Below are 22,779 nucleotides of genomic sequence, written 5' to 3'. Positions count from 1 at the left end.
GCTAGCTCCCTCGGTATACGGAGTAGCCGAACGGGGTGAGCAGCAGCGGGACGTGGTAGTGCTCGCCGGGGCGGACGGCGAAGACCACCGCCACCTCCGGGAAGAACGCCCCGCCGCCGTCCCGGTGCGCGGCGGCGTCCCGCCGGTCCTCGGCCGCCGGTTCGCGGAGGTACGGGCCGGTGGCGAAGACCAGCCGTACGCGGGTCGTGCCCGCCGGCAGCGCCGGGAGGTCCCGGACGCGGCCGTCGGTGTCGGTGACGGAGGTGCCGTGGGCGGTCCAGCCGCCGGTGTCCCCGCCGGTATCGCCCCCGGTGTCCCCGTCGGTGTCCCCGCCGATGCCGCCGCCGGTGGCGACCGACAGCTCGACGGCGACTCCGGCCGCCGGGCGGCCGACGCTGGTGTCCAGGATGTGTGTGGAGACGGACGTGGCGCCGACGCTCATGCTCGGGCTCCTTCCTTCGGCGTCTGCTTCGACGAGGCGGGTCAGCCGGATACGGTTGATCTTGCCCAGTTCGCCGCGCGCGATCTGCCGTTCCCGCTCCGGCGCGTTGCCGATCCGCTCCCGCAGCGCGTCCCGCATCTCCTCGGCGCCGAGGCCCGTCGCGCAGATCAGGAAGACGTGCCCGAAGCGCTCCTGGTACGCCAGGTTCAGCTCCAGCAGCTCCGCCCGGAGCGCCGCCGGGGCTCCGGCCAGGCCGCGCTGCTCGCGCGCCGAGGCGGGGTCGCCCGGCTTCGGCCGGCCGAGGGGCGGGTGCCCGGCCATCGCCTCGGCCAGTCCCGCGTCGTCGAGGTCGGCGAGGGCGGCGTCGGCGGCGGCGTGGAGCTGCGCGGCGTCCGCGTACGGCCGGGCGGCGGCGACGGCCGCGACCCAGGGGCCGGCCGCGCACACCTCGTGCAGCAGCGTCCGGGCGGCCTGCTCGTCGGCGGAGTTGAGCCGGGCGAGGCCCGGCGGAACGCGGGAGGTCACAGCCGCAAGCTAGGAGCCCCGGCGCGCCACGTCAACAGTTTGTTGAATTCCGCGTCAGCCGCCCGCCGGCGGCGTGCCCTGCCGGGCCTCCCGGTTCAGGTAGTTGTAAATGGTGAACCGGCTGACGCCCAGCGCGCCGGCGACCGTCTCCACCCCGTGCCGTACGGAGAACGCGCCGCGGGTCTCCAGGATCCGTACGACCTGCTGCTTCGTCCGGCGGTCGAGCTGCGCGAGCGGCACCCCGTGCCGGCGCTCCAGCTCCGCGAGCATGTGGTCCAGCGAGTCCGCCAGATGCGGCAGCCGCACCGCCAGGACCTCGCGGCCCTCCCAGGACAGCACGACGTCGTCACCCTCCGCCGCCTCCGGCGCGACCAGCTCCCCGCCCATGGCGTCCACCAGCGGCTTGACCGCGGCGACGAACGGGTGGTCCGCGGGCTCCGTCACGCGCACCCCTCCCCCGGAGCCGCAGGCGCCTCCCCGACGACGCTCACCTGCAGCGAGATACGGGTGGCCCCCGACGCCAGCGATCTGCGCAGCAACTCGTCCACGGCGTCGAGCACGACCTGCGCGCCGCCCTCCGCGCTGTTGCCGAACGGGCCCACGTCCACGGCGTCAAGACCCGCCGACTCCACCAGATCCCGGGCCGCCACCGCGTGCGGCGGCGGCTCCTCCAGGTCGAACGGCTCGGTCGTGAACTCCACCCTGAGTCGCATCGGAGCAGCATACGTGCGGGGGTCACGACGCCGCCCCGGCCGGGCGGCGCCGGGGCGCCGCTCCCAGGTGCCCGGGACAGCGGGTTGCCTAGCGTAGCCGCGTGATTCCGGGAGGTGACACATGACACGACCCCTGCGGGCGGCCGTCTCGGGCGCCGGGCTCGGCGGGGTCGCCGCCGCGGCGGCGCTCGTCCGGGCGGGGCTGGAGGTCACCGTGTACGAACAGCGGCCCCGGCTGCCGGAGGACGAGACGGCGCTGCACCTCGCGCCCAACGGCAGCCGCGTCCTGCAGCGCTGGGGCCTGGGCGCGGAGCTGCTCGCGCTCGCGGTGCAGCCGGTCGCGATGGAGTTCCGCGACTGGAGCGACGGCTCGCTGGCCTGGCGGCAGCCGCTCGGCAGACTCGGCCCGGGCGACTTCGCCGCCCCGTACTGCACGCTGCTCACGGACGAGCTGTACGACCTGCTCCTCGCCGGGCTGCCGCAGGAGCGCATCCGGCTGGGCCGACGGCTGAGCGGCTTCACGGAGTCGGCGGACGGCGTGGAGCTGGAGTTCGCGGACGGGGGCAGCGCGACGGCCGACGTGCTGGTGGGCGCCGACGGGGTCCGTTCGTTCGTACGCTCCCGGCTGATCGGCACGCCGCGCCGGCTCTACCACGGCACCACCGCCTACAGCGGAGCGATCCAGGCCGCCGCCCCCAGCAGCTCCGCCCGCGACGCCCCCTTGTCCAGATACCCGTACGCCCCCGCGCGCAGCGCCGCGACCACCGCGTCGTCCTCCACCGACGCCGACATCACCAGCACCCGCGGCGGCGAGCCGCCCCGGCCCGGGGAGTTGAGCTGCCGCGTCGTCTCCACCCCCGAGCAGCCCGGCAGGTGCAGGTCCATCAGCACCACGTCGACCCGCGCGTCCGGCTCCGCCAGCGCCGTCAGCGCCTCCTCCCCCGCTCCCGACTCGCCCGCGACCTCCAGGTCCGGCACGTTCTCCAGCGCCACCCGCACCCCGTCCCGGAACACCGGGTGGTCGTCGACGACGTACACCCGCACCGCGCTCACGCCGGTCCTCCGGGCAGCACCGCGCGCACCAGCGTCCCGTGCGGCAGGTCCGTCCGCGGCAGGATCCGCAGCGTGCCGCCCACCTCCTCCGCCCGCCGCACCATGGACGCGATGCCCAGGCCCAGCCGGCGCCGCGGCGGCCGGCCGGCGCCGGTGCCCGTGCCGGAGCCGGCGCCGTCGTCGGCGATGTCGAGGCGCAGCGTCGTGGCCGAGGTCCACACCCCGAGCAGGACGGTACGGGCCGCGGCGTGCCGCAGCGCGTTGGTCAGCCCCTCGGCGGCGATGCGGTACGCGGCGACCTCCACCGCCGGGTGCAGCGCGCGCAGCCGGCGCGGCACCCGGGCCCGTACCTCGGTGCCCGTGCCGTCGTGGCGGGCGGCGAGCCGGACGAGCGCGCCGGCGAGCCCGGCCTCGGCCAGGTCGGGGGGCCGCAGGTCGTCGATGACCGAGCGGATCTCGGCGTTGATCCCGGCGGCCGTGCGGGCGGCGTCGGTGACGAGCCGGCGGCCCGCGGGCTCGTCCGCGAGCAGTTCCGCCGCGGTCTCCAGCCGCAGCCGGATGCTGGCGAGGTTGCCGCCGAGGCCGTCGTGCAGGTCGCGGCGGAGCCGGTGCCGCTCGGCCTCGCGGGCGGCGACGACCTGGTGGCCGCGGCGGCGCAGTTCCTCGCGGAGCACCAGCGCGGCGATCATCGGGGTCAGTTGGTCCACGTACGTGCCGAGGCCGCAGTCGCGCGGCGGCGCGTGACAGCTGAACACCCCGTAGACCTCGCCCTGGTGGATCAGGGGCCGGCGCACCGCCGGGGGCGCGGGCTCGCCGGCCCGGGCGCGGCAGCCCGCCGCGGCGCCGCGGCGGGCGGTGCGCAGCGTGGCGCCGGCGGCCCCGAGGTGGGCGACCGCCAGCTCGCAGGCGAGCGTGGCCGCCTCCGCCGGCCGTACGTCGTCGCGTAATCGTGCGGCGAGTATCCGCAACGCGGACTGGGCGCCCGGCTCGGGGCGCTCCCTCACCACGGCATGGGTCTCCACCGTGTCACCATCGCTTCCCCCCGCCTCCTGGTCGTGTCGGTGCCCGGGCTCAGCGTCCCGGCACGCCCGACCGGACTCCGTTTCCGGGCGCGGGCTCGTACGGCAGCCGGGCCATGACCCGGTATCCGCCGCCGGGCGTCGGGCCCGCGTCGAGCACCCCGCCGTACATGGCGACCCGTTCGCGCATGCCGACGAGACCGTGGCCGCCGTCCGGCGCCGCGTCCCGGCCGCCCGCGGCGCGGCCGTCGTCGGTCACCTCGATCCGTACCTCCGTGCCGTCGGCCTCGGCGGTGACGCGGCAGCGCGCCACGCCGGCGTGCTTGGCCACGTTCGTCAGCGACTCCTGCGCGATGCGGTAGACCGACAGGCCCACGCCGGCGGGCACGTCGTCGAGCCCGCCGGTCGTCAGCTCCACCGCGACGCCCGCGGCGCGCACCCGCTCGGCGAGCGCGCCGAGGCCGGCGACGCCCGGCGTCGGGTCCAGGTTCCGCGGTCCCGGGCAGGGGTCGGTGCGGGCACCGGTGTCGACGCGCAGCAGCCGCAGCATGCTGCGCAGCTCCGCCAGCGCCTCGCGGCTGAGGGACTCGATGGCCCGCAGCGACTCGGCGGCCTCACCGGGCCGCTCGGCCGCCACGTGGTTGGCCACCGACGCCTTGACCGCGATGAGCCCGATGCTGTGCGTGACGACATCGTGCACCTCCCGCGCCACGCGCAGCCGTTCGCCCGCCACGGCGCGCAGCGCCAGCTCCTCCGCGGCCCGGGCCGCGGCCAGCCGCCGGTCCCGTACCACGCGCCCGGCGACCCAGGCGGTGGCGGGCAGCAGCACCGCGACGGCCGGTGTCGCGGGGTGGACGGGGAGGTCGCCGAAGAGCCCGGCGGCGGCCAGGAACAGCGGTCCGGCGGCCAGCACGGCGGCCACGGCCCGGGCGTCCACGTCCCGGCGCGGCTGGGTGAGCGCCAGCGGGTAGAGCGTGTACGCGACGGCGGCGAACCCCGCGGCGCCCCAGCCGAGCGGCCACGCCGCCACCGCCAGGCCCGTACCGCAGGCGGGCAGCGGGTATAAGCGGCGCAGCGCGGGCGCGACGGCCGTGGCCGCGGCGACGACGGCGACGAGCCAGCCCGGAGGGTGCGAGCGCGCGGGCAGCGGCGCGAGCGCGGTCAGCACCGTCAGGCCCGCGAACGCGGCGGCGGCGAGCAGGTCCGGCGGCACCGGCCGGCCGCGCCGCCGCGGTCGGTGGTGCCGGGCTGTGCCGTCGTCGCTTCCGTCGCTTCCGTCGCTTCCGTCGCTTCCGTCGCTCCGCACGCGAGGACCATAGACGGCACGGGACGCCAGGCGCCTCCTCCCCGAGTAGGTCATCCTCACGCACGATAGGCGCGGCAGCACGGTCGGTGACGTCGCCCGGCCCTTGACAGTGCGCGCACCGAGCAGGCAGCCTTTCCGTTATTCAAGACATTACTTCCGATATACGGAAGGAACGCGCACCGCTCATGGGCTTCGGCGACCACCGCTTCACCGTGAACCTCTCGATCCTCTTCACCGAGCTTCCGCTGCTCGAACGCCCGGCCGCGGCGGCCGCGGCCGGCTTCGACGCCGTCGAACTGTGGTGGCCCTGGCCCGAGGCGCCCGTCCCCGCACAGGCCGAACTCGACGCCCTGCGCACCGCGCTGGACGCCGCCGGCACCCGGCTGACCGGGCTCAACTTCTACGCTGGCCGGCTGCCCGGACCCGACCGCGGGGCGCTCTCCGTACCCGGCGCGGAGTCCGAGCGCTTCCGCGCCAACCTCGACGTGGCCGCCGGCTTCGCCGCCGCCACCGGCTGCACCGCGCTCAACGCCCTCTACGGCAACCGCGTCGAGGGCGTCCCCGCCGCCGAGCAGGACCGGCTGGCGCTGGCGAACCTGGTACTCGCCGCCCGCGCGGCCGACCGGGCCGGCGCGGTCCTCCTCATCGAGGCCCTGGGCGCGGCCGAGTCACCGCACTACCCGCTTCTTGACGCGCCGTCCGCGGTCGCGCTGGCGGAGCGGGTCGACGCGGCCTCCGGCCTCGGCAACGCCCGCTTCCTGATGGACCTTTACCACCTGTCCAGGAACGGCGCGGACCTGGAGCAGGTCATCGACACCCACACCGCCCGCACCGGCCACGTCCAGATCGCCGACGCCCCCGGCCGCGGCGCCCCCGGCACCGGAACGCTGCCGCTGGCCGCGCTGGTGGACCGGCTCGCGCGCGCCGGGTACGACGGGCACGTGGGTCTGGAGTACAAGCCGGGCGACCGGCCGAGCGCCGAGTCCTTCGGCTGGCTGCCCCGCTGACCCGCCGCACCGCAGACCGGCCGAGCGGCAGACCCGCAGAGCCGCCGAGCCCGTACCCCGGCCCGACAGGAAGGCACAGCCGCATGACCACCGACTCCGCGACCGACTCCGCCGACCGGGCTGACCGGGCAGATCAGGCAGACCGGGCAGACCGGGCAGACCGGCCTTCGATTGCCTGGATCGGCCTCGGCATCATGGGCTCCCCCATGGCCGAGAACCTGCTCGCGGCGGGCTTCCCGGTCACCGGCCACACCCGGCGGCGGGACAAGCTCGACCGGCTGGCGCAGGCCGGCGGCACCGCCGCGGGGTCGATCGCCGAGGCCGTCGCCGACGCGGACGTGATCATCACGATGGTCCCCGCGTCGCCGGAGGTCGAGGCCGTCGCGTACGGGCCCGACGGCATCCTGGCGAACGCCCGGCGCGGCGCGCTGCTCGTCGACATGTCGTCGATCACCCCGCAGACCTCGGTAGACCTGGCGAAGAACGCCGCCGAGCGGGGGATCCGGGTGCTCGACGCCCCCGTCTCGGGCGGCGAGGCCGGGGCCGTCGAGGCGGTGCTGTCCATCATGGTCGGCGGCGAGCGGGCCGACTTCGAGCGGGCCCGGCCGGTCTTCGAGGCGCTGGGCAGGACGATCGTGCACTGCGGGCCGCACGGCGCGGGGCAGACGGTCAAGGCCGCCAACCAGCTGATCGTCGCGGTCAACATCCAGGCGTGCGCCGAGGCCGTGGTCTTCCTGGAGAAGTCGGGCGTGGACCTCCGGGCCGCCCTCGACGTGCTCGGCGGCGGACTGGCCGGCTCCACGGTGCTGGCCCGGAAGAAAAACAACTTCCTGGACCGCGACTTCCGCCCCGGCTTCCGCGTCGACCTGCACCACAAGGACATGGGCATCGTCACCGACGCGGCGCGCGACGTCGGCGCCGCGCTGCCGGCCGGCACGCTCGTCGCGCAGCTCGTCGCCGCGCTGCGCGCGCAGGGTGACGGCGACCTGGACCACTCCGCGCTGCTGCGCGGGGTGGAGCGGCTCTCCGGCCGTGACGGCTGAACCGTACGCCCCGACAGCACCGCTTACGCGGCCCGGGACACCGGCGTACGCGGCTGGTCGACGCCGCCGGCGGCCCTGAGGGCCGCGCAGAACGGGTTGAGAAGCGGGGCAAGACGGCGTCAAGAGCCGGATCCGTGCGGGATGCTGGAGTGCGGAACCGACCACGCGGCCCCGAACCAGGAGCACTTCCCATGCCCGAGAGCGTGCCGGTGCGCTGCCCGGCCTGCCGGCGCGAGCACGCGTACACCCCGAGCACGTTCCCCTGCGCCTGCGGCGCCCCGCTGACGCTGCCGCTGCTGCGCGGCGGGGTGCCGGTCGAGCTGCGGCACCGCACCTGGCGGGACTCGTGGGTGACCGTGCGCTGCCCCGTCTGCGACCGGCGCGACGAGTGGCCCCGGCCGGAGCTGTCGTGCGACTGCGGCGCGGTGGTACGGCTGCCGGTGGCCGCCGCGCAGAGCCGGCGCCCGCGGCCGGCGCCCCCGGCACCCGCGCCGGCGCCGCCCGGGCCCGGCGCCCCAGCGGGCTCGGACACCCCGGCCGGCCCGGACACCCCGGCCGGCTCGGACACCCCGGCGGTCCCCGGGCCCGTGCCGCGGCCGGCGTTCCGGCCGGTGACGATCCGCAACACCGGCGACGCCGTCACGGCGGCGGCACAGTACCTGCGCTGGCTGGGCTTCACGGACCTGGTGAAGAACGAGGACCGGCCCGCGTCCGGCATCGACGTACGCGGCGCGGGCGTGGTCGCCCACGTCGACCCGACCACGACGCCGACCGCGCTGCGGGACGTCGAGTGCGTGTGGCTCAGCGGCCTCAACGCCTCGGCGCTCGCGGTCTTCTTCGCCCTCGCCGGCTACACCCGCGAGGCCCGTACCCGGGCGGACGAGCTGCGCCTCCCGCTGTACGTGATGGACCTGACGGGCACCCCGCAGCCGGTCAACGACGCCGCGGACGAGCTGATCCGCACGGGCGCGGCGCAGGCCGGCTGAGCGGGCGGGGTGCCGGGCGTCGGGCGGTTGGGTGCCGGGCGGGCGGTTGGGCGCCGGGCACCGGGCGCCGGTGACCAAAGTATGTGGTCGGGCACCCGCGGTCGTACGAAGGTCTCGACGCCGGCCGCGGGGGGCGCCGTGCCGGGCGGGCGACCGTAGATTGGCCGGTATGCCCCGTACCGCCCCCGAGACCCGCGCCGCCGGCAGGACGATCCGGCGGGACCGGCTCGCCGACGCCGGCCTCGTCCTCTGCGCCGGGGCCTTCTCGTTCGTGTCCGCCGACTCGGTGCTGCCGGAGGACGGCGCCGGCGTCTCGGAGAACGTGCTCTTCGCCGAGGCGGTGGCCGCCGGCGTGGCCTGCCTCGCGCTGCTGCTGCGCCGCCGCTGGCCCGTGCCGCTCGCGGTGGCGATGCTCATGGCCGACTCCTTCGGCCACTTCTACATCGGCCCGACGCTGGTGGCGCTCTTCACCGTCGCGGTGCACCGCCCGCTGCGTACCACCGGCTGGGTCGCGGCCCTCGTCTTCGCCCGGCTGGTGGCGTTCCTCGCCGCCACCCCGGACCCCGAGGACCCGCGGACCGGCGCGGGGGTGGCGTACTTCGCGCTGGTCGCCTCCGCCATGGTCTGGGGTCTGTTCCTGCGCTCCCGCCGCCAGCTCGTCGCCTCGTTGCGCGAGCGCGCCGAGCAGGCTGAGGCCGACGCGGCGCTGCGCGCGGAGCAGGCGCAGCGGCGGGCACGGGAGGACATCGCGCGGGAGATGCACGACGTGCTGGCGCACCGGCTGTCGCTGCTGAGCGTGCACGCGGGGGCGCTGGAGTTCAACCCGGGCGCCCCGCCGGCGGAGGTCGCCCGAGCGGCGGGCGTGATCCGGGACAGCGCGCACGAGGCGCTGCAGGATCTGCGGGACGTGATCGGCGTGCTGCGCGCGCCCGCGGGCGCGGACTCCGGCACGGGCGCCGGGCGTCCGCAGCCGACGTTGGGGGACGTGGACCGGCTGGTCGCGGAGGCCGGGGAGGCGGGGATGCGGATCGCGTACGCGCAGGACGTCGCCGCGCCGGAGGCGGTGCCGGCGGCGACGGGGCGTACCGCGTACCGGATCGTGCAGGAGGGGCTGACGAACGCGCGCAAGCACGCCGCGGGCACGGAGGTGACGGTGACGCTGACGGGCGGCCCGGAGGCGGGGCTGACGGTGGCGGTGAGCAACCCGCTGACGGACACGGGCGGAGAGGACCCCGGCCGGGACGGCGAGCGGGCGGGCGCGGGTCCCGCCGGGCGCGGGCGGCCGGCGGAGGGCGTTCGGAGCACGGGCAGCGGACAGCCGGCGGCCGGGCGGGGCCCAGAATGCGCCAGGGACGACAGGACCGCGCGGGGCGGATTTCCGGCACGCGTGGCGGACGCCCGCTCTCCCGAGAACGACCGCCTCACCTCCCGCGCACAGCACACCACCGGACGGGACCCGGATTTCGTCGAGAATCGCCGGACCGCGCGGAGCGGGCATCCGGCGGCCGGGCAGCGCGACCGGGCCGCCGCCCGGCGGGACGTCGGCACCGGTCGGCCCGCGGTGCCCGTGCTACCGGTGGAGCTGCCGGGCGGCGGGCCCGGCCCGGCGCCCGCACCCGGGGCGGGCGGCCGGGTCAACGGCGGCGCCGCGCCCATCCCCGGCGCCGGGCAGGGGCTCATCGGGCTCGCCGAGCGCGCCGCGCTGGCCGGCGGTTGGCTGGCACACGGAGCCGACGCCGACGGCTTCCACCTCCGCGCCTGGCTCCCCTGCAGCCGCCCGCCCCGTACGGAGTGAGTCCCCGGCAACGAACCGCACCCCGGTCCCGAGCAGAGGGGCCCGCCCGATCCACCGAACACACCGCACCGGGCCGCCCGCCCCGTACGAGACAAACCCCAGGCCCCACCCCCACGCTGGCAGCGAACCGCACGCCCGGTCTCCGGCGCACACACCGCGCTGCCCGGCAGCCGACCTGCACACTCCCCCAGGCCACCCGCTCCCACCCCGTTAAGGTGGGCGCGTGCCCGACCAGACCCCCCACGCCGCCGCCCGCGTCCGGGTACTCCTCGTCGACGACGACCCCCTCGTACGGGCCGGGCTGCGGCTGATGCTCGGCGGGGCCGACGACGTCGACGTCGTCGGCGAGGCCGCCGACGGCAGCGAGGTGCCGGCGCTCGTGGCCGCGCACGCGCCCGACGTCGTGCTCATGGACATCCGCATGCCGCGGCTCGACGGCCTGGCCGCCACGGAGACGCTGCGCCGGCGTCCGGACCCGCCGGAGGTGCTGGTGCTGACGACGTTCCACACCGACGAGCACGTGCTGCGCGCCCTGCGCGCCGGCGCCGCCGGGTTCGTCCTCAAGGACACCCCGCCCCGGGAGATCGTCGAAGCCGTTCGCAAGGTCGCCGCCGGCGAGCCGGTGCTGTCGCCCGCGGTCATCCAGCAGCTCATCGCGCAGGTCTCCGGAGGCGCCGGCACCCCGGGCCCCGGGCAGGCCGCGGAGAGCGCGCGCCGCCGGCTCGCCGCACTCGGCGAGCGCGAGCGGGAGGTGGCCGTGGCCGTCGGCCGCGGCCGGTCGAACGCCGAGATCGCCGCCGAGCTGTACATGAGCGTGCCCACCGTGAAGACGCATGTCTCGCGCATCCTCACCAAGCTGGGCCTCAACAACCGCGTGCAGATCGCCCTCCTCGTCCACGACGCCGGGGAGCCGGCCGAGGAGTCGGCCGAGGAGTCCGCCGGGGAATCCTGAGCCGTCCGCGGTGTTGTACGGATCATGGACATCCCCCTCTCCGTGCTCGACCGGTCCCTGCGACGCGAGGGGCAGGACCCGGCAGCCGCGCTGCGCCGCACCGTCCGCTTCGCGCGACAGGTCGAGGGGTACGGCTACCGCCGGTTCTGGGTCTCCGAGCACCACGGCGTCCCCGGCGTCGCGGGCTCCGCGCCGACCGTGCTGGCCGCCGCCGTCGCCGCCGCCACGTCCACCATCCGGGTCGGCACCGGCGGCGTGATGCTGCCCAACCACCGGCCGCTGGTCGTCGCCGAGCAGTTCGGGGTGCTGGGCTCGCTGTTCCCGGACCGGATCGACATGGGCCTCGGCCGCTCGCTGGGGTTCACCGACGGCATCCGCCGCGCGCTCGGCCACGGCACGGCGGACGCGGCGGACTTCGGGGCGGCGCTGGCGGAGCTGCTGCGCTGGTTCGAGGGGGCGCAGCCGGCGTATCCGGGGGTGCACGCCGTACCGGCGGAGGGCCTGCGGATACCGGCGTACGTGCTGGCCCTCGACGGCGGCGCCGACATCGCCGCCGCGCACGGGCTGCCGCTGGTGATCGGCGCGGGCCGGCGCCCGGAGAAGCTGCTGCGGGCCGTCGAGCGGTACCGCGCGGCCTTCACGCCCTCGGCGCAGGAGCCGAAGCCGTACGTCGTGGTGGCGCTCGCCGCCGCCGTGGCCGACTCCGCGGAGCAGGCCGCCGACCTGCTGCTGCCGGAGGCGTGGGCGACGGTCTGGTCGCGTACCCGCGGGGAGTTCCCGCCGCTGGCGGAGGCGGCGGAGATACGGGCCCGTACGCTCACCGAACGCGAGGCCCGGTATCTCGACGAGGCCCGGCAGTCGCAGGTGTCCGGCACCGACGCGCAGGTGGCCGCCGCCCTCGGCGAACTGGTCGCGCGCAGCGGCGCCGACGAACTCCTGGTCTCCGCGCACACCCCCGACGAGGACGCCCGGCTGGAGTCCTTCCGGCGGCTGGCCGAGCTGAAGATCCCGGCGCCCGCGGCGAGTTGACCGGCCCCTGGACGTACGCCTACAGCTCCACCGCCTCCCCCGGCCGCGGCAGCCGCAGCCGGTGGCCGAGGCCCGCCGCCTCGAAGGCGGCGACCAGCGAGTCGGCGCCCTGGGTGACGTGCCCCCAGTGCTCGAAGTGCAGCGGCACCACGTCGTGCGCCCCGAGCACGGCCGCCGCGGCGGCGGCGTGCTCGCTGGTCAGCGTGCGGTGCGCGGCGCCGAGCGGCGGGGTCTGCGCGGCGCCGGCGAAGAGCACGGCGACGTCCACCGGGCCGAGCCGGGCGGCGATGGTGCGGACCACGTCGAGGGAGGCGTTGTCGCCGCTGACGTAGACCGTGGGCAGGTCCTCGCCGGTGAGGACGAAGCCGGTGACCTCGCCGGTCAGTTGCTCGCTGCCGGGCGGGCCGGGCCGCGCGGGCACGGCGGTGACGCGGACCTGCGCCCGGCTGCCGACGGTGTACGACTCCCACGCCGGCAGCGCCCGCACCGGCCCGCCCAGCCGCTCCGCCGCCGACGCCGTGGACAGCACCAGCGGCGCGGCGGCGGCGCACGCGCGCCCGGCCCGGTCGAGGTTGTCGGGGTGCTGGTCGTGGGAGAGCAGCACCGCGTCGACCGGGCCGAGGTCGGCCGGCGTGAGCGCCGGGCCCACGGTCTTCACCAGCCGCCGGTCGCCGACCGGGTACTCGCCGGGCGGGTCGAAGGTCGGGTCGGTCAGCAGCCGGACCCCGCCGAGCCGGAGCAGCGCGGTGGGGCCGCCGACGTAGTGCAAGATCGTCATGGCAGTGCCAAGGACCCGCGGGCCGCCGCTATTCCGCAGCACTGAACTGCTCCCGCAGCTCGATCTTCCGCACCTTCCCGCTGACCGTCGTCGGGAACTCCTCCACGATCCGCAGATGCCGCGGGATCTTGTAGTGCGCGAGCCGGTTCTCGCAGTAGTGGGCCAGCTCGCGCCGGGAGAGCGCGAGCGTCGGGTCGCTGAGGATCACGCAGGCGAGGATCTCCTCGCCGTAAGTCTCGTCCGGCACGCCCACCACCTGCACGTCGGCGATCTTGGGGTGGGTGTGCAGGAACTCCTCGATCTCGCGCGGGTAGACGTTCTCGCCGCCCCTTATGATCATGTCCTTGATCCGGCCGACGATCTCCACGCAGCCGTCGTCGCGCATGCGGGCCAGGTCGCCGGTGTGCATCCAGCGGCCGGCGTCGATCACCTCGGCGGTGCGCTCGGGCTGCTCCCAGTAGCCCTGCATGACGCTGTAGCCGCGGGTGCACAGCTCGCCGGCCTCGCCGCGCGGCGCGGTCACGCCGGTGACCGGGTCGACGACCTTGACCTCGACGTGCGGCAGGACGCGGCCGACGGTGGCGGTGCGGCGCTCCAGGTCGTCGTCGCGCCGGGTCTGGGTGGCGACCGGGGAGGTCTCGGTCATGCCGTAGCAGATGGTCACCTCCGCCATGTGCATCTCGTTCACCACCCGCTTCATCACCTCCACCGGGCACGGCGCACCGGCCATGATCCCGGTGCGCAGCGACGTCAGGTCGTACAGGGCGAAGTCGGGCAGGCCCAACTCGGCGACGAACATCGTCGGCACCCCGTACAGCGAGGTGCAGCGCTCCTGTTCGACGGCCGCGAGGGTGGCGGCGGGATCGAAGGAGGGGCCGGGGATGACCATGCAGGCGCCGTGGCTGGTGGCCGCGAGGTTGCCCATCACCATGCCGAAGCAGTGGTAGTACGGGACGGGGATGCAGATCCGGTCCTGCTCGGTGTAGCCCAGCGTCTCGCCGACGAAGAAGCCGTTGTTGAGGATGCTGTGGTGCGACAGGGTCGCGCCCTTGGCGAAGCCGGTGGTGCCGGAGGTGTACTGGATGTTGACGGGGTCGTCGCAGGACAGCATCGCCTCGCGCTCACGGACCCGCTCCACGGGCACCTTGCGGCCGGCCTCGATCAGCCTGCCCCAGCCGGCGTGGCCGACGTAGAAGACGTTGCGCAGGGCCGGACAGCTGCCGCGTACCTGCTCGACCATCCGCCGGTAGTCGCTGGTCTGGTGCGCGAGCGAGGCGACCAGCAGCGAGATGCCGGCCTGGTTGAGGACGTACTCCAGCTCGTGCACCCGGTAGGCGGGGTTGATCGTGACCATCACGGCGCCGATGCGGGCCGAGGCGTACTGCACGAGCACCCACTCCGGGCAGTTGACCGCCCAGACGCCGACGCGCTCGCCCTTGGCGACGCCGCGGGCGAGCAGCCCGCGCGCCACCTCGTCGACGGCGGCACCGAACTCCGCGTACGTCCAGCGCCGGCCGGAGGGCACGTCGACGAGGGCCTCGCGGTCGGGGTGGGCGGCGATGGCGCGGTCCAGGTTGGCACCGATGGTGTCCCCCAGCAGCGCTGTGGTGCCGGTGCCCCCGGTGTAGGACGGCTCTGCGGTCATGAGTGGTCCTCCTCGCGGTACTCGTCGGGGGATCCGGCGGCGGTCGCCTCGCGCAGCTGCACGCGGCGGATCTTGCCGGAGACGGTCTTGGGCAGGTCGGCGAACTCCAGTCGCCGGACGCGCTGGTACGGGGCGAGCACCGCGCGGGAGTGCGCGAAGATCGCCTTCGCCGCGGCGGCGCCCGGCTCCCAGCCGGCCGCGAGCACGACGTACGCCTTGGGTACGGCGAGCCGCAGCGGGTCGGGCGCGGGCACGACGGCGGCCTCGACGACCGCCTCGTGCTCCAGCAGCGCGCTCTCCAGCTCGAAGGGACTGATCTTGTAGTCGGACGCCTTGAAGACGTCGTCGCTGCGGCCGACGTACGTGATGTAGCCCTCGGCGTCGCGGGCGCCGATGTCGCCGGTGCGGTAGTAGCCGCCGGCCATGGCCTCGGCGGTGCGCTCCGCGTCGCCCTCGTAGCCCGTCATCAGGCCCACGGGGCGTGCGTTCAGGTCGAGGCAGATCTCGCCCTCGTCGGCGGGCGCACCGCTGACGGGGTCCAGGAGCACGACGTCGTATCCGGGAGTGGGACGGCCCATGGACCCCAGCTTGACGCGCTGCCCGGGGGGATTGGCGATCTGCACCGCGGTCTCGGTCTGGCCGAAGCCGTCGCGGATGGTCCGGTTCCAGGCCCGCCGGACGGCTTCGATGACCTCCGGGTTGAGGGGTTCACCTGCGGCGACGGCCTCGCGGGGCGGGGTGGTGAGGGCGCTCAGATCGGACTGGACGAGCATCCGCCAGACGGTGGGCGGGGCGCAGAAAGTTGTCACGCCCGCGCGGTCCATGGCGGCCAGCAGCGCGCCGGCGTCGAAGCGCGTGTAGTTGTACAGGAAGACGGTCGCCTCCGCGTTCCAGGGCGCGAAGAGGTTGGACCAGGCGTGCTTGGCCCAGCCCGGCGAGGAGATGTTCAGGTGCACGTCGCCGGGGCGGATGCCGATCCAGTACATCGTCGCCAAGTGGCCGACCGGGTACGAGACATGGGTGTGCTCGACCAGCTTCGGGCGCGCCGTGGTGCCGGAGGTGAAGTAGAGCATCAGGGTGTCGTCGGCGGCGGTCGGGCCGTCCGGCACGAAGACGGCGGAGGCCCCGTACGCGTCCTCGTACGGGAGCCAGCCGGCCCCTCCCCCAAACTTCGTCCGGGGGTGCCCCCAGCCGCCGACGGAGATGCGGGTGTAGTCGCCGGGCACGTCGGCGAACTTGCCCTCGTCGGCGGCGCGTACGAGCACGTGGCGGGCCCGGCCGCGCCCGATGCGGTCCGCGAGGTCGACCGGGCCGAGGAGGGGGGTGGCGGGGATGACGACGGCGCGCAGCTTCATCGCGGCGAGCGCGGTCTCCCACAGCTCGGCCTGGTTGCCGAGCATGACGACGATCCGGTCGCCGGCGCGCACGCCGTGCGCGCGTAGCCAGTTCGCCACCCGATTCGAGCGCTCGCTCATCTGGGTGAAGCTCAGCTTCGTCTCCCGCCCGTCCTCCTCCACGATGTGGAGGGCCGTGCCGTCGTTGCCCTCGGCGATGGCGTCGAACCAGTCAAGTGCCCAGTTGAAGCGCTCCGGCCGGGGCCAGGAGAAGCCGGCGCGGGCGGCGGCGTAGTCCTCCCGCTGCCGCAGCAGGAAGTCCCGGGCGGACCGGAAGTCCGCGGTCGGATTCGATGCCGTCACATGTCCTCCTCGTACGGCGGCGGCTCGCTAGCATCGTGCTGCCAGTGACATACGCCTCACTACCCCCGTACGGGGGTGCCCTGACGCCGGCCCCGCCGGTGGTCCCCCGTCAGCACCAGGGAGCGAGCGACATGCCGGAGACCGCGGACGCAGCAGAGGTGCGCGGCGCGCTGGCCCGGCTGCGCCGGGGCGGCGGAGTCCCCGTCGCCTTCGGCGGGCTGCTTACGGACGGTGGCCGGAAGCTGCGGATCAGCGAGCTGAGCGGGACGGTGACGCTGTCCCTGCAGGGGCTCGGGGTGGCCACGGGCAACGGTCTCGGCGGCAAGGCCATCGCCTTCTCCAAGCCCTGCGCGGTCACCGACTACACCTCGTCCCGCGCCATCAGCCACGAGTACGACGGCCCGGTGGGCGCCGAGGGGCTGCGGTCGGTGCTGGCGGTGCCCGTGGTCGTACGCGGGCGGGTGCGGGCGGTGCTCTACGGCGCACTGCGCGACTCGCTGCCGCTGGGCGACCGGTCGCTGACCGCCGCGGTGGAGACGGCGCGCCACCTGGAGCAGACCCTCGCCGTACGCGACGAGGCCCGCCGGCTGCTCGCCGTCGCCACGCCCACCGCGCAGCGGGCCGCGGACCCGGCGGCCTGGGAGAACGTCCGCACCGCACATCGCGACCTGCGCACGCTGGCGCCGCGTATAGCAGACGAGGAGCTGCGCGCGGAACTGCTGTCGCTCTGCGACCGGCTGGCGTCGGCGGCGGTCACGGTCGCCCCGCCCGCCGGGGCCGGGCCGGAGCGGACGGTGCTGGCGCCGCGGGAGCTGGACGTGCTCGCGTGCGTGGCGACGGGTGCGACGAACGCGGAGGCGGGCGAGCGCCTGGGGCTGCGGCCGGAGACGGTGAAGAGCTACCTGCGCTCGGCGATGCGGAAGCTCGGGGCGCACACCCGGCTGGAGGCGGTGACCGCCGCGCGCCGGGTGGGGCTGCTGCCGTAGCGTCCCGGGCGGGGCCGCCGCCGGGGCTCCCCCGCCCGGTGCCGTTCCGCCGTTCCACCGGCCCCGCACGGCTCGCGGGCCCGCCACCGTTCCGGGGCCTGTCATCGCTCCGGCTCCCCTCACCGCTCCGGGGCCCGTCAGCCGCGGTGCCCGACGACGTTCACCACCCGGCCGTTGGGGTCGCGGACGAAGAACCGCCGCACGCCCCACTCCTCGTCGGTCAGCGGATGGACGTTCTCCGCGCCCGTGGCGCGCATCGCCTCGTGCGCCGCGTCGACGTCCCCGACCTCGATGCTCATGTCCGGCTCCACGGGCGCGGAGGCGTCCCGGTCCATGAAGATGAGCTGCGCGGTTGGGTTGTCGGGCGCGGCCAGCGCCATCACCCATCCCAGGTTCATCACCTCCTCGAATCCCAGCCGCCCGTAGAACTCGCGGCTGGCCTCGAAGGACTCGGTCTTGATGTCGGGGACGACTCTTCTGATGCCCATGCCGCGGAGGCTACCGGCCGCCGGTGACACCGCGCCGCCCGCGCGCGCAGGTGGGCCGCGCGCGCCGGGGCCGCGCGTCGGGGCGTCGGTGGGGCGTCGGGGGCGCACACGTCCGGCACGCCGCGCACCGCCGGGCCGGGGCGGCGGCCCGCGTACGTCGGGGGCGCACGGCAGCACGGGCCTCCCCGAGGGCGACACGGCGGCGGCCACGCGGGAAAATGGGGTCGTGACCGAACTCCCCCGCCTGAACTGGATCGCCGACGGGCGTACGCAGACCGCCCGCTGGTACGCCGCGGGCGGCGCCCCACCGCCGCCGCGGGTGGTCACCGCGGACGACCGGATGTGCGCCGACATCGCGTACCGGCTGGTGTGCGAGGGCACGGCCGTCCTGTGGCAGGGCGACTACCACGGCGGCCGGCAGCTCCTCGCCGCGCTGGGCCGCCGCATCGACCGCCGCGCCGCCCGCCGCGGCCGGCGCCCGGCCGCACCGGCGGGGGGCCGGGCGCCCGGCGCGGCGGACGCCTTCCACCGCCACCGGCAGGCGCAGGGCCACCGGGCGCGCGTCCTCGGCATGCTGCTCGTCCCCCTCGAACCCGGCCCGCAGGGCCCGGCGGTGCCGCTGCGCCGGGCGCCCGACGTCGGCGCGGCGGTGACCGAGGCGTACGGTCCGGTGACCGAGCCCGGCGCGGTGGCGCTGCGCGAACTGCTCGGCGCGGTGGGGGCGCACGAATGGCGCCGCAAGGGCGTGGAGATACCGGCGCTGGGCGCCCGCGTGCACCCGCACTACGGGGTGTTCTCGCCGGTGCGGGGTGAATACGTGGACCTCGTCGCCGAGGCGCCGCTGCCGGCGAAGACGCTGGCGTTCGACGTGGGCACCGGCACCGGCGTGCTCGCCGCGGTGCTGGCGCGGCGCGGGGTGGAGCGGGTCGTCGCCACCGACATGGACCCGCGCGCGCTGGCGTGCGCCCGCGACAACGTCGACCGGTTGGGTCTGGGCGACCAGGTCGAGGTGGTGGCGGAGAACCTGTTCCCGCCGGGGCGCGCGCCGCTGGTGGTCTGCAACCCGCCCTGGCTGCCCGCCAAGCCGACCTCCGCGCTGGAGCGCGCCGTCTACGATCCGGGCGGCGGCATGCTCCGCGGCTTCCTCGCGGGCCTCGCCGCGCATCTGGAGCCGGGCGGCGAGGGGTGGCTCGTCCTGTCCGACCTGGCCGAGCACCTGGGGCTGCGCGGCCACGCGGAGTTGCCGGCGGCGATCGAGGCGGCGGGCCTGCGGGTCGCGGGCCGGCACGACGCCCGGCCCCGCCACCGCCGGGCGACGGACCCGTCGGACCCGCTGCACGCGGCGCGGGCGGCGGAGGTGACGTCGCTGTGGCGGCTGACGGCGGCGGGGTGAGAGGGCTCGGCAGGGCGCGGACGGGCGGCTGAGCGCGGGCGGTTGCACGTACGGATGTGCGTACGTGACCGGCGGCAGCCGGGCGGACCGGCCGGACCGCGGAGGACGTACGGGCGGCCCGCCGGGGGACCGGGCCAGCCAACCGTCGCCGCGGCGGCCGTACCGCGGGCGCCCCTCACCCCCGCTGTCCGGCATGTGGGCCGTCCGCATCCCCCGGATCCGGCCTCCCGACGGCTCCGGCCGGCCCTTGTTCGCCGCGGTCCCGGCGGCGCCGTCTCGCATGCCGGAATCCACGTGCCCGCCGGGGCAGGGCCCCGTACGGTCATAGCGTGGACTCCTCCGAACATACCCCCGCCCCGCAGCGCCGGCCCCGGCTGTACGTCCCCGTTCGCCACGGCCGGAGCGGGATGGGGCTGCGGATGTTCCGTACGCCGCTGGGCACGCGCACGGCGGTGGCCTTCACCAGTCAGGCCGCGCTGAGCCGCGCGCTCGGACCGGAGCAGGAGTGGGTACGGCTCGGGGAGCCGGCGCTGCGCGCGCTCACCGCGCCGCTGGGCGCGGACCGGATCACCGTCGACCCGCTGCTCACCGCCCGCCGGCCCCACGCCCAGCGCGCGCCGGAGCCGCAGGCGGAGGGCGAGCCGCGGGCGCCGCAGCGGCGCACATCGCCGCCCGCGCCGGCGGCACCGGAGCCGGCGACCCGCTGACCGGTAGCTCGCCGACCGACGGCAGCCGACCGCCGCCGACCGACCGCCGCTGTCTGCCGGCCGCTGACTGACGGCCACCGGCCGTCAGCCGTCGTCCTGTCACAGCTCGCGCGCCTGCCTGCTCCGCAGCTCCTGCGCGCTGCCCGGCGCCCGCATCTCCAGCACCCCCGCCGCCTCCGCCTCGACCTCCGCGCGCTCGTCGCGCGTCAGCGGCACGAACGTCTCCAGGTGCATCGTCGCCGTCCCGTCCGCCTCCGTCACCCGCCACTGTCCGCGGGCGAAGCCGTCGACGAGGAGGCTGAGCGTGGCGGGGGCCGCGGGTCCGCTGGTCCTCGTCATGGCCGCCACGCTAACGGCCCTTGCGGACGGATTCTGTCCGCAAGGAGGGGGTGGCAGGTCGTCGGTGCGGCTGAGGGAGGATCGCAGGCGGAGGCGACGAAAGGGGAGAGCGTGGGGAACGCGGAGAGCGCCGGGGGCGAGGCGGGTACCACGGAGCGCGGTGCCCGCGAGGGCGGCCCGGCGGACGCCGATGGCGCGAGCCCCTCGGCGGGGGCCACCGCCCCGGCGGGTACGCAGGACGCAGGGAACGTGGGCGCACCAGAGCCGGCGGTACGCAACGACCGCGCGGGCGCGGCAGGCAGCGCCCCGCACGAGGACACCACCGCCGGCCCCGGCCCGGTGGGCACCCACGGCGCGGAAGTCGGGGAACCGGCTCGGCCGCGGGGGGACGGCGGGGGGCGGCGCCCGTCGGGGGTGCGGCGGGCGTGGGCCCTGGCCGGGGGGCTGCCGCTGCTGCTCGTCTCCGTCGTCGTCGGGTTCCGGGCCGGCGACGGCGACGGGGTCACCCCCCTCCCGCAGCTCGCCGCCTTTCTGCCCTGGCTGCTCGTCCCCGGCGGCGTCGGGCTGCTCCTCATGGCCGCCTCCCGCAGCCGTACCGGCATCGTGTGGGCGCTCGTCGCGCTCGCCGCCACCGCCTGGTTCGTACGGCCCTACCAGTCCGCCGCCGACCCGCCCTCCGCTCCGCCCAGGGCCGAGTTCCGCCTGCTCACCGCCAACCTCAAGTTCGGCGACGCCACCCCCGCCCTGCGCGCGGCGCTCCGCGCGTACGAGCCGGACATCGCCCTGGTCCAGGAGTGCGACAGCCGCTGCGTCGCGGCCCTGCGCACCCCGGCGCTGCGCGCCGCGTACCCGTACCGCGTCATCGACGCCGGCGACCCGGCCGAGGGCTCCGCCGTCCTCAGCACGTACCCGCTGACCGCGGAGCGCGGCGTACGCAGCACGCTGTCGATGCCGGCGGCCACCGCGCGGGTCGCGGGCGAGCGGCTGCGGCTGCAGGTCGTGCACCCGATGCCGCCGACGCCCGGGTCCATGGACGCCTGGCGCACCGAGCTGGGGCGGCTGCGGGACGCCGCCGCGGCGCGCGGCGACGCGCCCACCGTCTTCGGCGGCGACTTCAACGCCTCGCAGGACCACGAGGCGTTCCGCGACATCCTGGACACCGGCCTGCGCGACAGCGCCATGCTGCTCGGCCGCTCCCGCACCCCGACCTGGCCGGCGTCGACGACGCCGCTCTTCGGCACCCAGATCGACCACGTCCTGCTGAGCGACCGGCTGGCCCCCACGGACATCGCGTTCCCCGAGCTGGACGGCACCGACCACCGCGCGGTGCTCGTGGATCTGCAACTGCGCTGAGCTGGCCGACGACCGCAGCCGATTCGCGGTCGCCGCGCTGCCGCGACCCGGCGGGCGGCTGGCTGTCCGTGCTCTTCCAGCTGCCCTCCTGGAGCGCCGCGACCCATCGGGAGGTCGCTGCGCGGGCGGCGCGGACGCTGACCGCGGGCGGGCACGCGGCGATCGCCGACGGTCAGGACGAGGCCGCCGAGAGCGGCTACGTCACGGCGCAGACCCCGGCCCCCCGCAGACCCGGCACCGCTGCACCGCTGCACCGCTGCACCGCGGAGGCGACACCGCGCCGCCCCGTCCTCAGGCCACGTCCGCGATCCGGCCCGCCTCCCCCGCCGCCCCCCGCTCCCGGTGGATCGGCGTGTGCGCGCCCGTCAGCGGCATCCCCGTCCCGCCCCGCCGGGCCGCGACGATCTCGCCCGCGATCGAGACCGCGACCTCCTCCGGCGAGCGGGCGCCGAGGTCCAGGCCGATCGGCGAGTGCAGGCGGGCGAGTTCGAGGTCGGTGACGCCCGCCTCCCGCAGCCGCCGGTTGCGGTCCAGGTGCGTACGGCGCGAGCCCATCGCGCCGACGTACGCGACGGGCAGCCGCAGCGCCGCGGCCAGCAGCGGCACGTCGAACTTCGGGTCGTGCGTGAGCACGCACAGCACCGTGCGCCCGTCCAGCTCCCCCGCGGCCACGGCGTCCGCCAGGTACTCGTGCGGCCAGCGCACCGCCACCTCGTCCGCTTCCGGAAAGCGGCGGGCCGTGGCGAAGACGGGCCGGGCATCGCAGAGGGTGACGCGGTAGCCGAGGAACGTGCCGATGCGTACGAGCGCGTGCGCGAAGTCGATCGCGCCGAAGACCACCATCCGCGGCGGCGGCACGCTCACCTCCACCAGCAGCGTCACCGGCTCGCCGCAGCACGCGCCCGCCGCGCCGACCGTCACGGTGTCCGTACGCCCCGCGTCGAGCAGCGCCGCGGCCTCGGCGGCGGCGGTGTGCTCCAGCGCGGCGCCGTCCCAGTCCGGCAGGTCCGGCAGCGGGCCCGCGAGGCGGCCCTCGTACGCGCCGCCGGGGCGTACCAGCAGCGCCTGCCCGAGCAGCGCGGCCGGACCCGCGACGACCCGCGCGACCGCCGCGGCCCGGCCGTCGGCGGCGGCGGCCAGCGCCGTACGCAGGATCTCGGCGCCGGGTCGGAGCGCACCGCCGACCGGCGCGACGAGGATGTCGATCTCCCCGCCGCAGGTGAGCCCGGCGGCGAAGGCGTCCTCGTCGGCGTAGCCGAAGGTCTCCAGCACCGGTTTCCCGGTCTCGACGGCCTCCCGGCACAGCTCGTACACCGCGCCCTCGACGCAGCCGCCCGACACGCTGCCGACCGCCGTGCCCGCCGCGTCCACCGCCAGCGCGGCGCCCGGGCCGCGCGGCGCGGAGCCGCTGGTGCGCACGACGGTGGCGACGGCGAAGGGGCGCCCGTCCGCGCACCACCGGGCGAGGTCGGCGGCGATGTCCAGCATGCTGATCAGCTCCTCACAGGGCCGCTGTGCTGCAC

General features: G+C 76.4%; 22 protein-coding genes and 1 pseudogene. 11 read left to right on the top strand and 12 right to left on the bottom strand.

Going from position 1 to position 22,779, the window contains the following annotated elements:
* Window position 1 precedes the first annotated feature (1 nt).
* From uraD to T328_RS02120, 3 genes are read right to left on the bottom strand one after another with little or no spacing between them, the layout of a single operon-like run.
* The gene (gene uraD / locus T328_RS02130) at window positions 2-967 is read right to left on the bottom strand and encodes a 2-oxo-4-hydroxy-4-carboxy-5-ureidoimidazoline decarboxylase (RefSeq protein WP_496494055.1); all 966 of its coding nucleotides are present in this window, start codon (window positions 965-967) and stop codon (window positions 2-4) included.
* A gap of 54 nt (window positions 968-1,021) precedes the next feature.
* Window positions 1,022-1,411 (bottom strand): helix-turn-helix domain-containing protein, encoded by a 390-nt coding sequence (locus T328_RS02125; RefSeq protein ID WP_496494054.1) that lies wholly within the window; start codon window positions 1,409-1,411, stop codon window positions 1,022-1,024.
* Entirely contained in the window at window positions 1,408-1,680 is a 273-nt protein-coding gene (locus tag T328_RS02120) for a hypothetical protein (RefSeq protein WP_496494053.1), read from the bottom strand. The genes T328_RS02125 and T328_RS02120 overlap by 4 nt, the downstream gene beginning before the upstream one ends.
* Before the next feature lie 121 nt (window positions 1,681-1,801).
* On the opposite strand from T328_RS02120, the pseudogene T328_RS02115 reads away from it, so the two are divergent.
* Window positions 1,802-2,320, top strand: a pseudogene (locus tag T328_RS02115) (FAD-dependent oxidoreductase); the annotation flags it as partial.
* Window positions 2,321-2,346: 26 nt separating this feature from the next.
* Here the strand turns inward: T328_RS02115 and T328_RS02110 are convergent.
* The 3 genes from T328_RS02110 to T328_RS02100 are packed head-to-tail and all read right to left on the bottom strand — an operon-like array spanning window position 2,347 to window position 5,058.
* On the bottom strand, window positions 2,347-2,733 hold the full coding sequence (locus T328_RS02110) for a response regulator (RefSeq protein ID WP_496494052.1): 387 nt from the start codon (window positions 2,731-2,733) through the stop codon (window positions 2,347-2,349).
* Window positions 2,730-3,755, bottom strand: coding sequence for a sensor histidine kinase (locus tag T328_RS02105; RefSeq protein WP_496494051.1), 1,026 nt, complete (start codon window positions 3,753-3,755; stop codon window positions 2,730-2,732). Before T328_RS02105 ends, T328_RS02110 begins: the two co-directional genes overlap by 4 nt.
* Before the next feature lie 49 nt (window positions 3,756-3,804).
* Entirely contained in the window at window positions 3,805-5,058 is a 1,254-nt protein-coding gene (locus tag T328_RS02100; protein WP_496494050.1) for a sensor histidine kinase, read from the bottom strand.
* Between the two features lie 185 nt (window positions 5,059-5,243).
* Between T328_RS02100 and T328_RS02095 the strand changes: the two genes are divergently transcribed.
* The 6 genes from T328_RS02095 to T328_RS02070 all read left to right on the top strand — a co-directional run bounded on the left by T328_RS02095 (window position 5,244) and on the right by T328_RS02070 (window position 11,870).
* The gene (locus T328_RS02095; RefSeq protein WP_496494049.1) at window positions 5,244-6,065 is read left to right on the top strand and encodes a TIM barrel protein; all 822 of its coding nucleotides are present in this window, start codon (window positions 5,244-5,246) and stop codon (window positions 6,063-6,065) included.
* 83 nt (window positions 6,066-6,148) lie between these two features.
* Window positions 6,149-7,108, top strand: coding sequence for a 2-hydroxy-3-oxopropionate reductase (locus T328_RS02090; protein ID WP_496494048.1), 960 nt, complete (start codon window positions 6,149-6,151; stop codon window positions 7,106-7,108).
* 191 nt (window positions 7,109-7,299) lie between these two features.
* On the top strand, window positions 7,300-8,094 hold the full coding sequence (locus T328_RS02085; protein ID WP_496494047.1) for a hypothetical protein: 795 nt from the start codon (window positions 7,300-7,302) through the stop codon (window positions 8,092-8,094).
* A 169-nt stretch (window positions 8,095-8,263) separates the two neighbouring features.
* Window positions 8,264-9,889 (top strand): histidine kinase, encoded by a 1,626-nt coding sequence (locus T328_RS02080; RefSeq protein ID WP_496494046.1) that lies wholly within the window; start codon window positions 8,264-8,266, stop codon window positions 9,887-9,889.
* A gap of 223 nt (window positions 9,890-10,112) precedes the next feature.
* Window positions 10,113-10,841, top strand: a complete 729-nt coding sequence (locus T328_RS02075) for a response regulator transcription factor (RefSeq protein WP_496494045.1) — start codon at window positions 10,113-10,115, stop codon at window positions 10,839-10,841.
* Window positions 10,842-10,865: 24 nt separating this feature from the next.
* Complete coding sequence (locus T328_RS02070; RefSeq protein WP_496494044.1) at window positions 10,866-11,870, top strand: MsnO8 family LLM class oxidoreductase; 1,005 nt, start codon at window positions 10,866-10,868, stop codon at window positions 11,868-11,870.
* A 19-nt stretch (window positions 11,871-11,889) separates the two neighbouring features.
* On the opposite strand, the gene T328_RS02065 is transcribed toward T328_RS02070, so the two are convergent.
* The 3 genes from T328_RS02065 to T328_RS02055 are packed head-to-tail and all read right to left on the bottom strand — an operon-like array spanning window position 11,890 to window position 15,990.
* Entirely contained in the window at window positions 11,890-12,648 is a 759-nt protein-coding gene (locus tag T328_RS02065; RefSeq protein WP_496494043.1) for an MBL fold metallo-hydrolase, read from the bottom strand.
* Between the two features lie 28 nt (window positions 12,649-12,676).
* Window positions 12,677-14,293: an AMP-binding protein gene (locus T328_RS02060; protein WP_496494042.1), complete on the bottom strand. Its 1,617-nt coding sequence runs from the start codon at window positions 14,291-14,293 to the stop codon at window positions 12,677-12,679.
* Window positions 14,290-15,990: an AMP-binding protein gene (locus T328_RS02055; RefSeq protein WP_496494041.1), complete on the bottom strand. Its 1,701-nt coding sequence runs from the start codon at window positions 15,988-15,990 to the stop codon at window positions 14,290-14,292. Before T328_RS02055 ends, T328_RS02060 begins: the two co-directional genes overlap by 4 nt.
* 131 nt (window positions 15,991-16,121) lie before the next feature.
* On the opposite strand from T328_RS02055, the gene T328_RS02050 reads away from it, so the two are divergent.
* Window positions 16,122-16,976 (top strand): helix-turn-helix transcriptional regulator, encoded by an 855-nt coding sequence (locus T328_RS02050; protein WP_496494040.1) that lies wholly within the window; start codon window positions 16,122-16,124, stop codon window positions 16,974-16,976.
* Between the two features lie 137 nt (window positions 16,977-17,113).
* On the opposite strand, the gene T328_RS02045 is transcribed toward T328_RS02050, so the two are convergent.
* Complete coding sequence (locus tag T328_RS02045) at window positions 17,114-17,464, bottom strand: VOC family protein (protein WP_496494039.1); 351 nt, start codon at window positions 17,462-17,464, stop codon at window positions 17,114-17,116.
* Between the two features lie 226 nt (window positions 17,465-17,690).
* Here T328_RS02045 and T328_RS02040 point away from each other — a divergent pair, with 226 nt between their 5' ends.
* Window positions 17,691-18,857 carry a methyltransferase gene (locus T328_RS02040; RefSeq protein ID WP_496494038.1) on the top strand — a complete coding sequence of 389 codons (1,167 nt, stop codon included), beginning with the start codon at window positions 17,691-17,693 and terminating at the stop codon, window positions 18,855-18,857.
* Between the two features lie 329 nt (window positions 18,858-19,186).
* On the top strand, window positions 19,187-19,564 hold the full coding sequence (locus T328_RS02035) for an SAV_915 family protein (RefSeq protein WP_496494037.1): 378 nt from the start codon (window positions 19,187-19,189) through the stop codon (window positions 19,562-19,564).
* Window positions 19,565-19,663: 99 nt separating this feature from the next.
* On the opposite strand, the gene T328_RS02030 is transcribed toward T328_RS02035, so the two are convergent.
* Window positions 19,664-19,903 carry a DNA glycosylase AlkZ-like family protein gene (locus T328_RS02030; protein ID WP_496494036.1) on the bottom strand — a complete coding sequence of 80 codons (240 nt, stop codon included), beginning with the start codon at window positions 19,901-19,903 and terminating at the stop codon, window positions 19,664-19,666.
* A 414-nt stretch (window positions 19,904-20,317) separates the two neighbouring features.
* Between T328_RS02030 and T328_RS02025 the strand changes: the two genes are divergently transcribed.
* Window positions 20,318-21,256 (top strand): endonuclease/exonuclease/phosphatase family protein, encoded by a 939-nt coding sequence (locus T328_RS02025; protein WP_496494306.1) that lies wholly within the window; start codon window positions 20,318-20,320, stop codon window positions 21,254-21,256.
* A 291-nt stretch (window positions 21,257-21,547) separates the two neighbouring features.
* On the opposite strand, the gene T328_RS02020 is transcribed toward T328_RS02025, so the two are convergent.
* On the bottom strand, window positions 21,548-22,744 hold the full coding sequence (locus T328_RS02020) for an XdhC family protein (RefSeq protein ID WP_496494035.1): 1,197 nt from the start codon (window positions 22,742-22,744) through the stop codon (window positions 21,548-21,550).
* Between the last annotated feature and the right edge of the window lie 35 nt (window positions 22,745-22,779).

The sequence above is a fragment of the Streptomyces sp. CNX435 genome (assembly GCF_059570575.1).
This window is presented reverse-complemented; position numbering and strand designations above follow the sequence as displayed.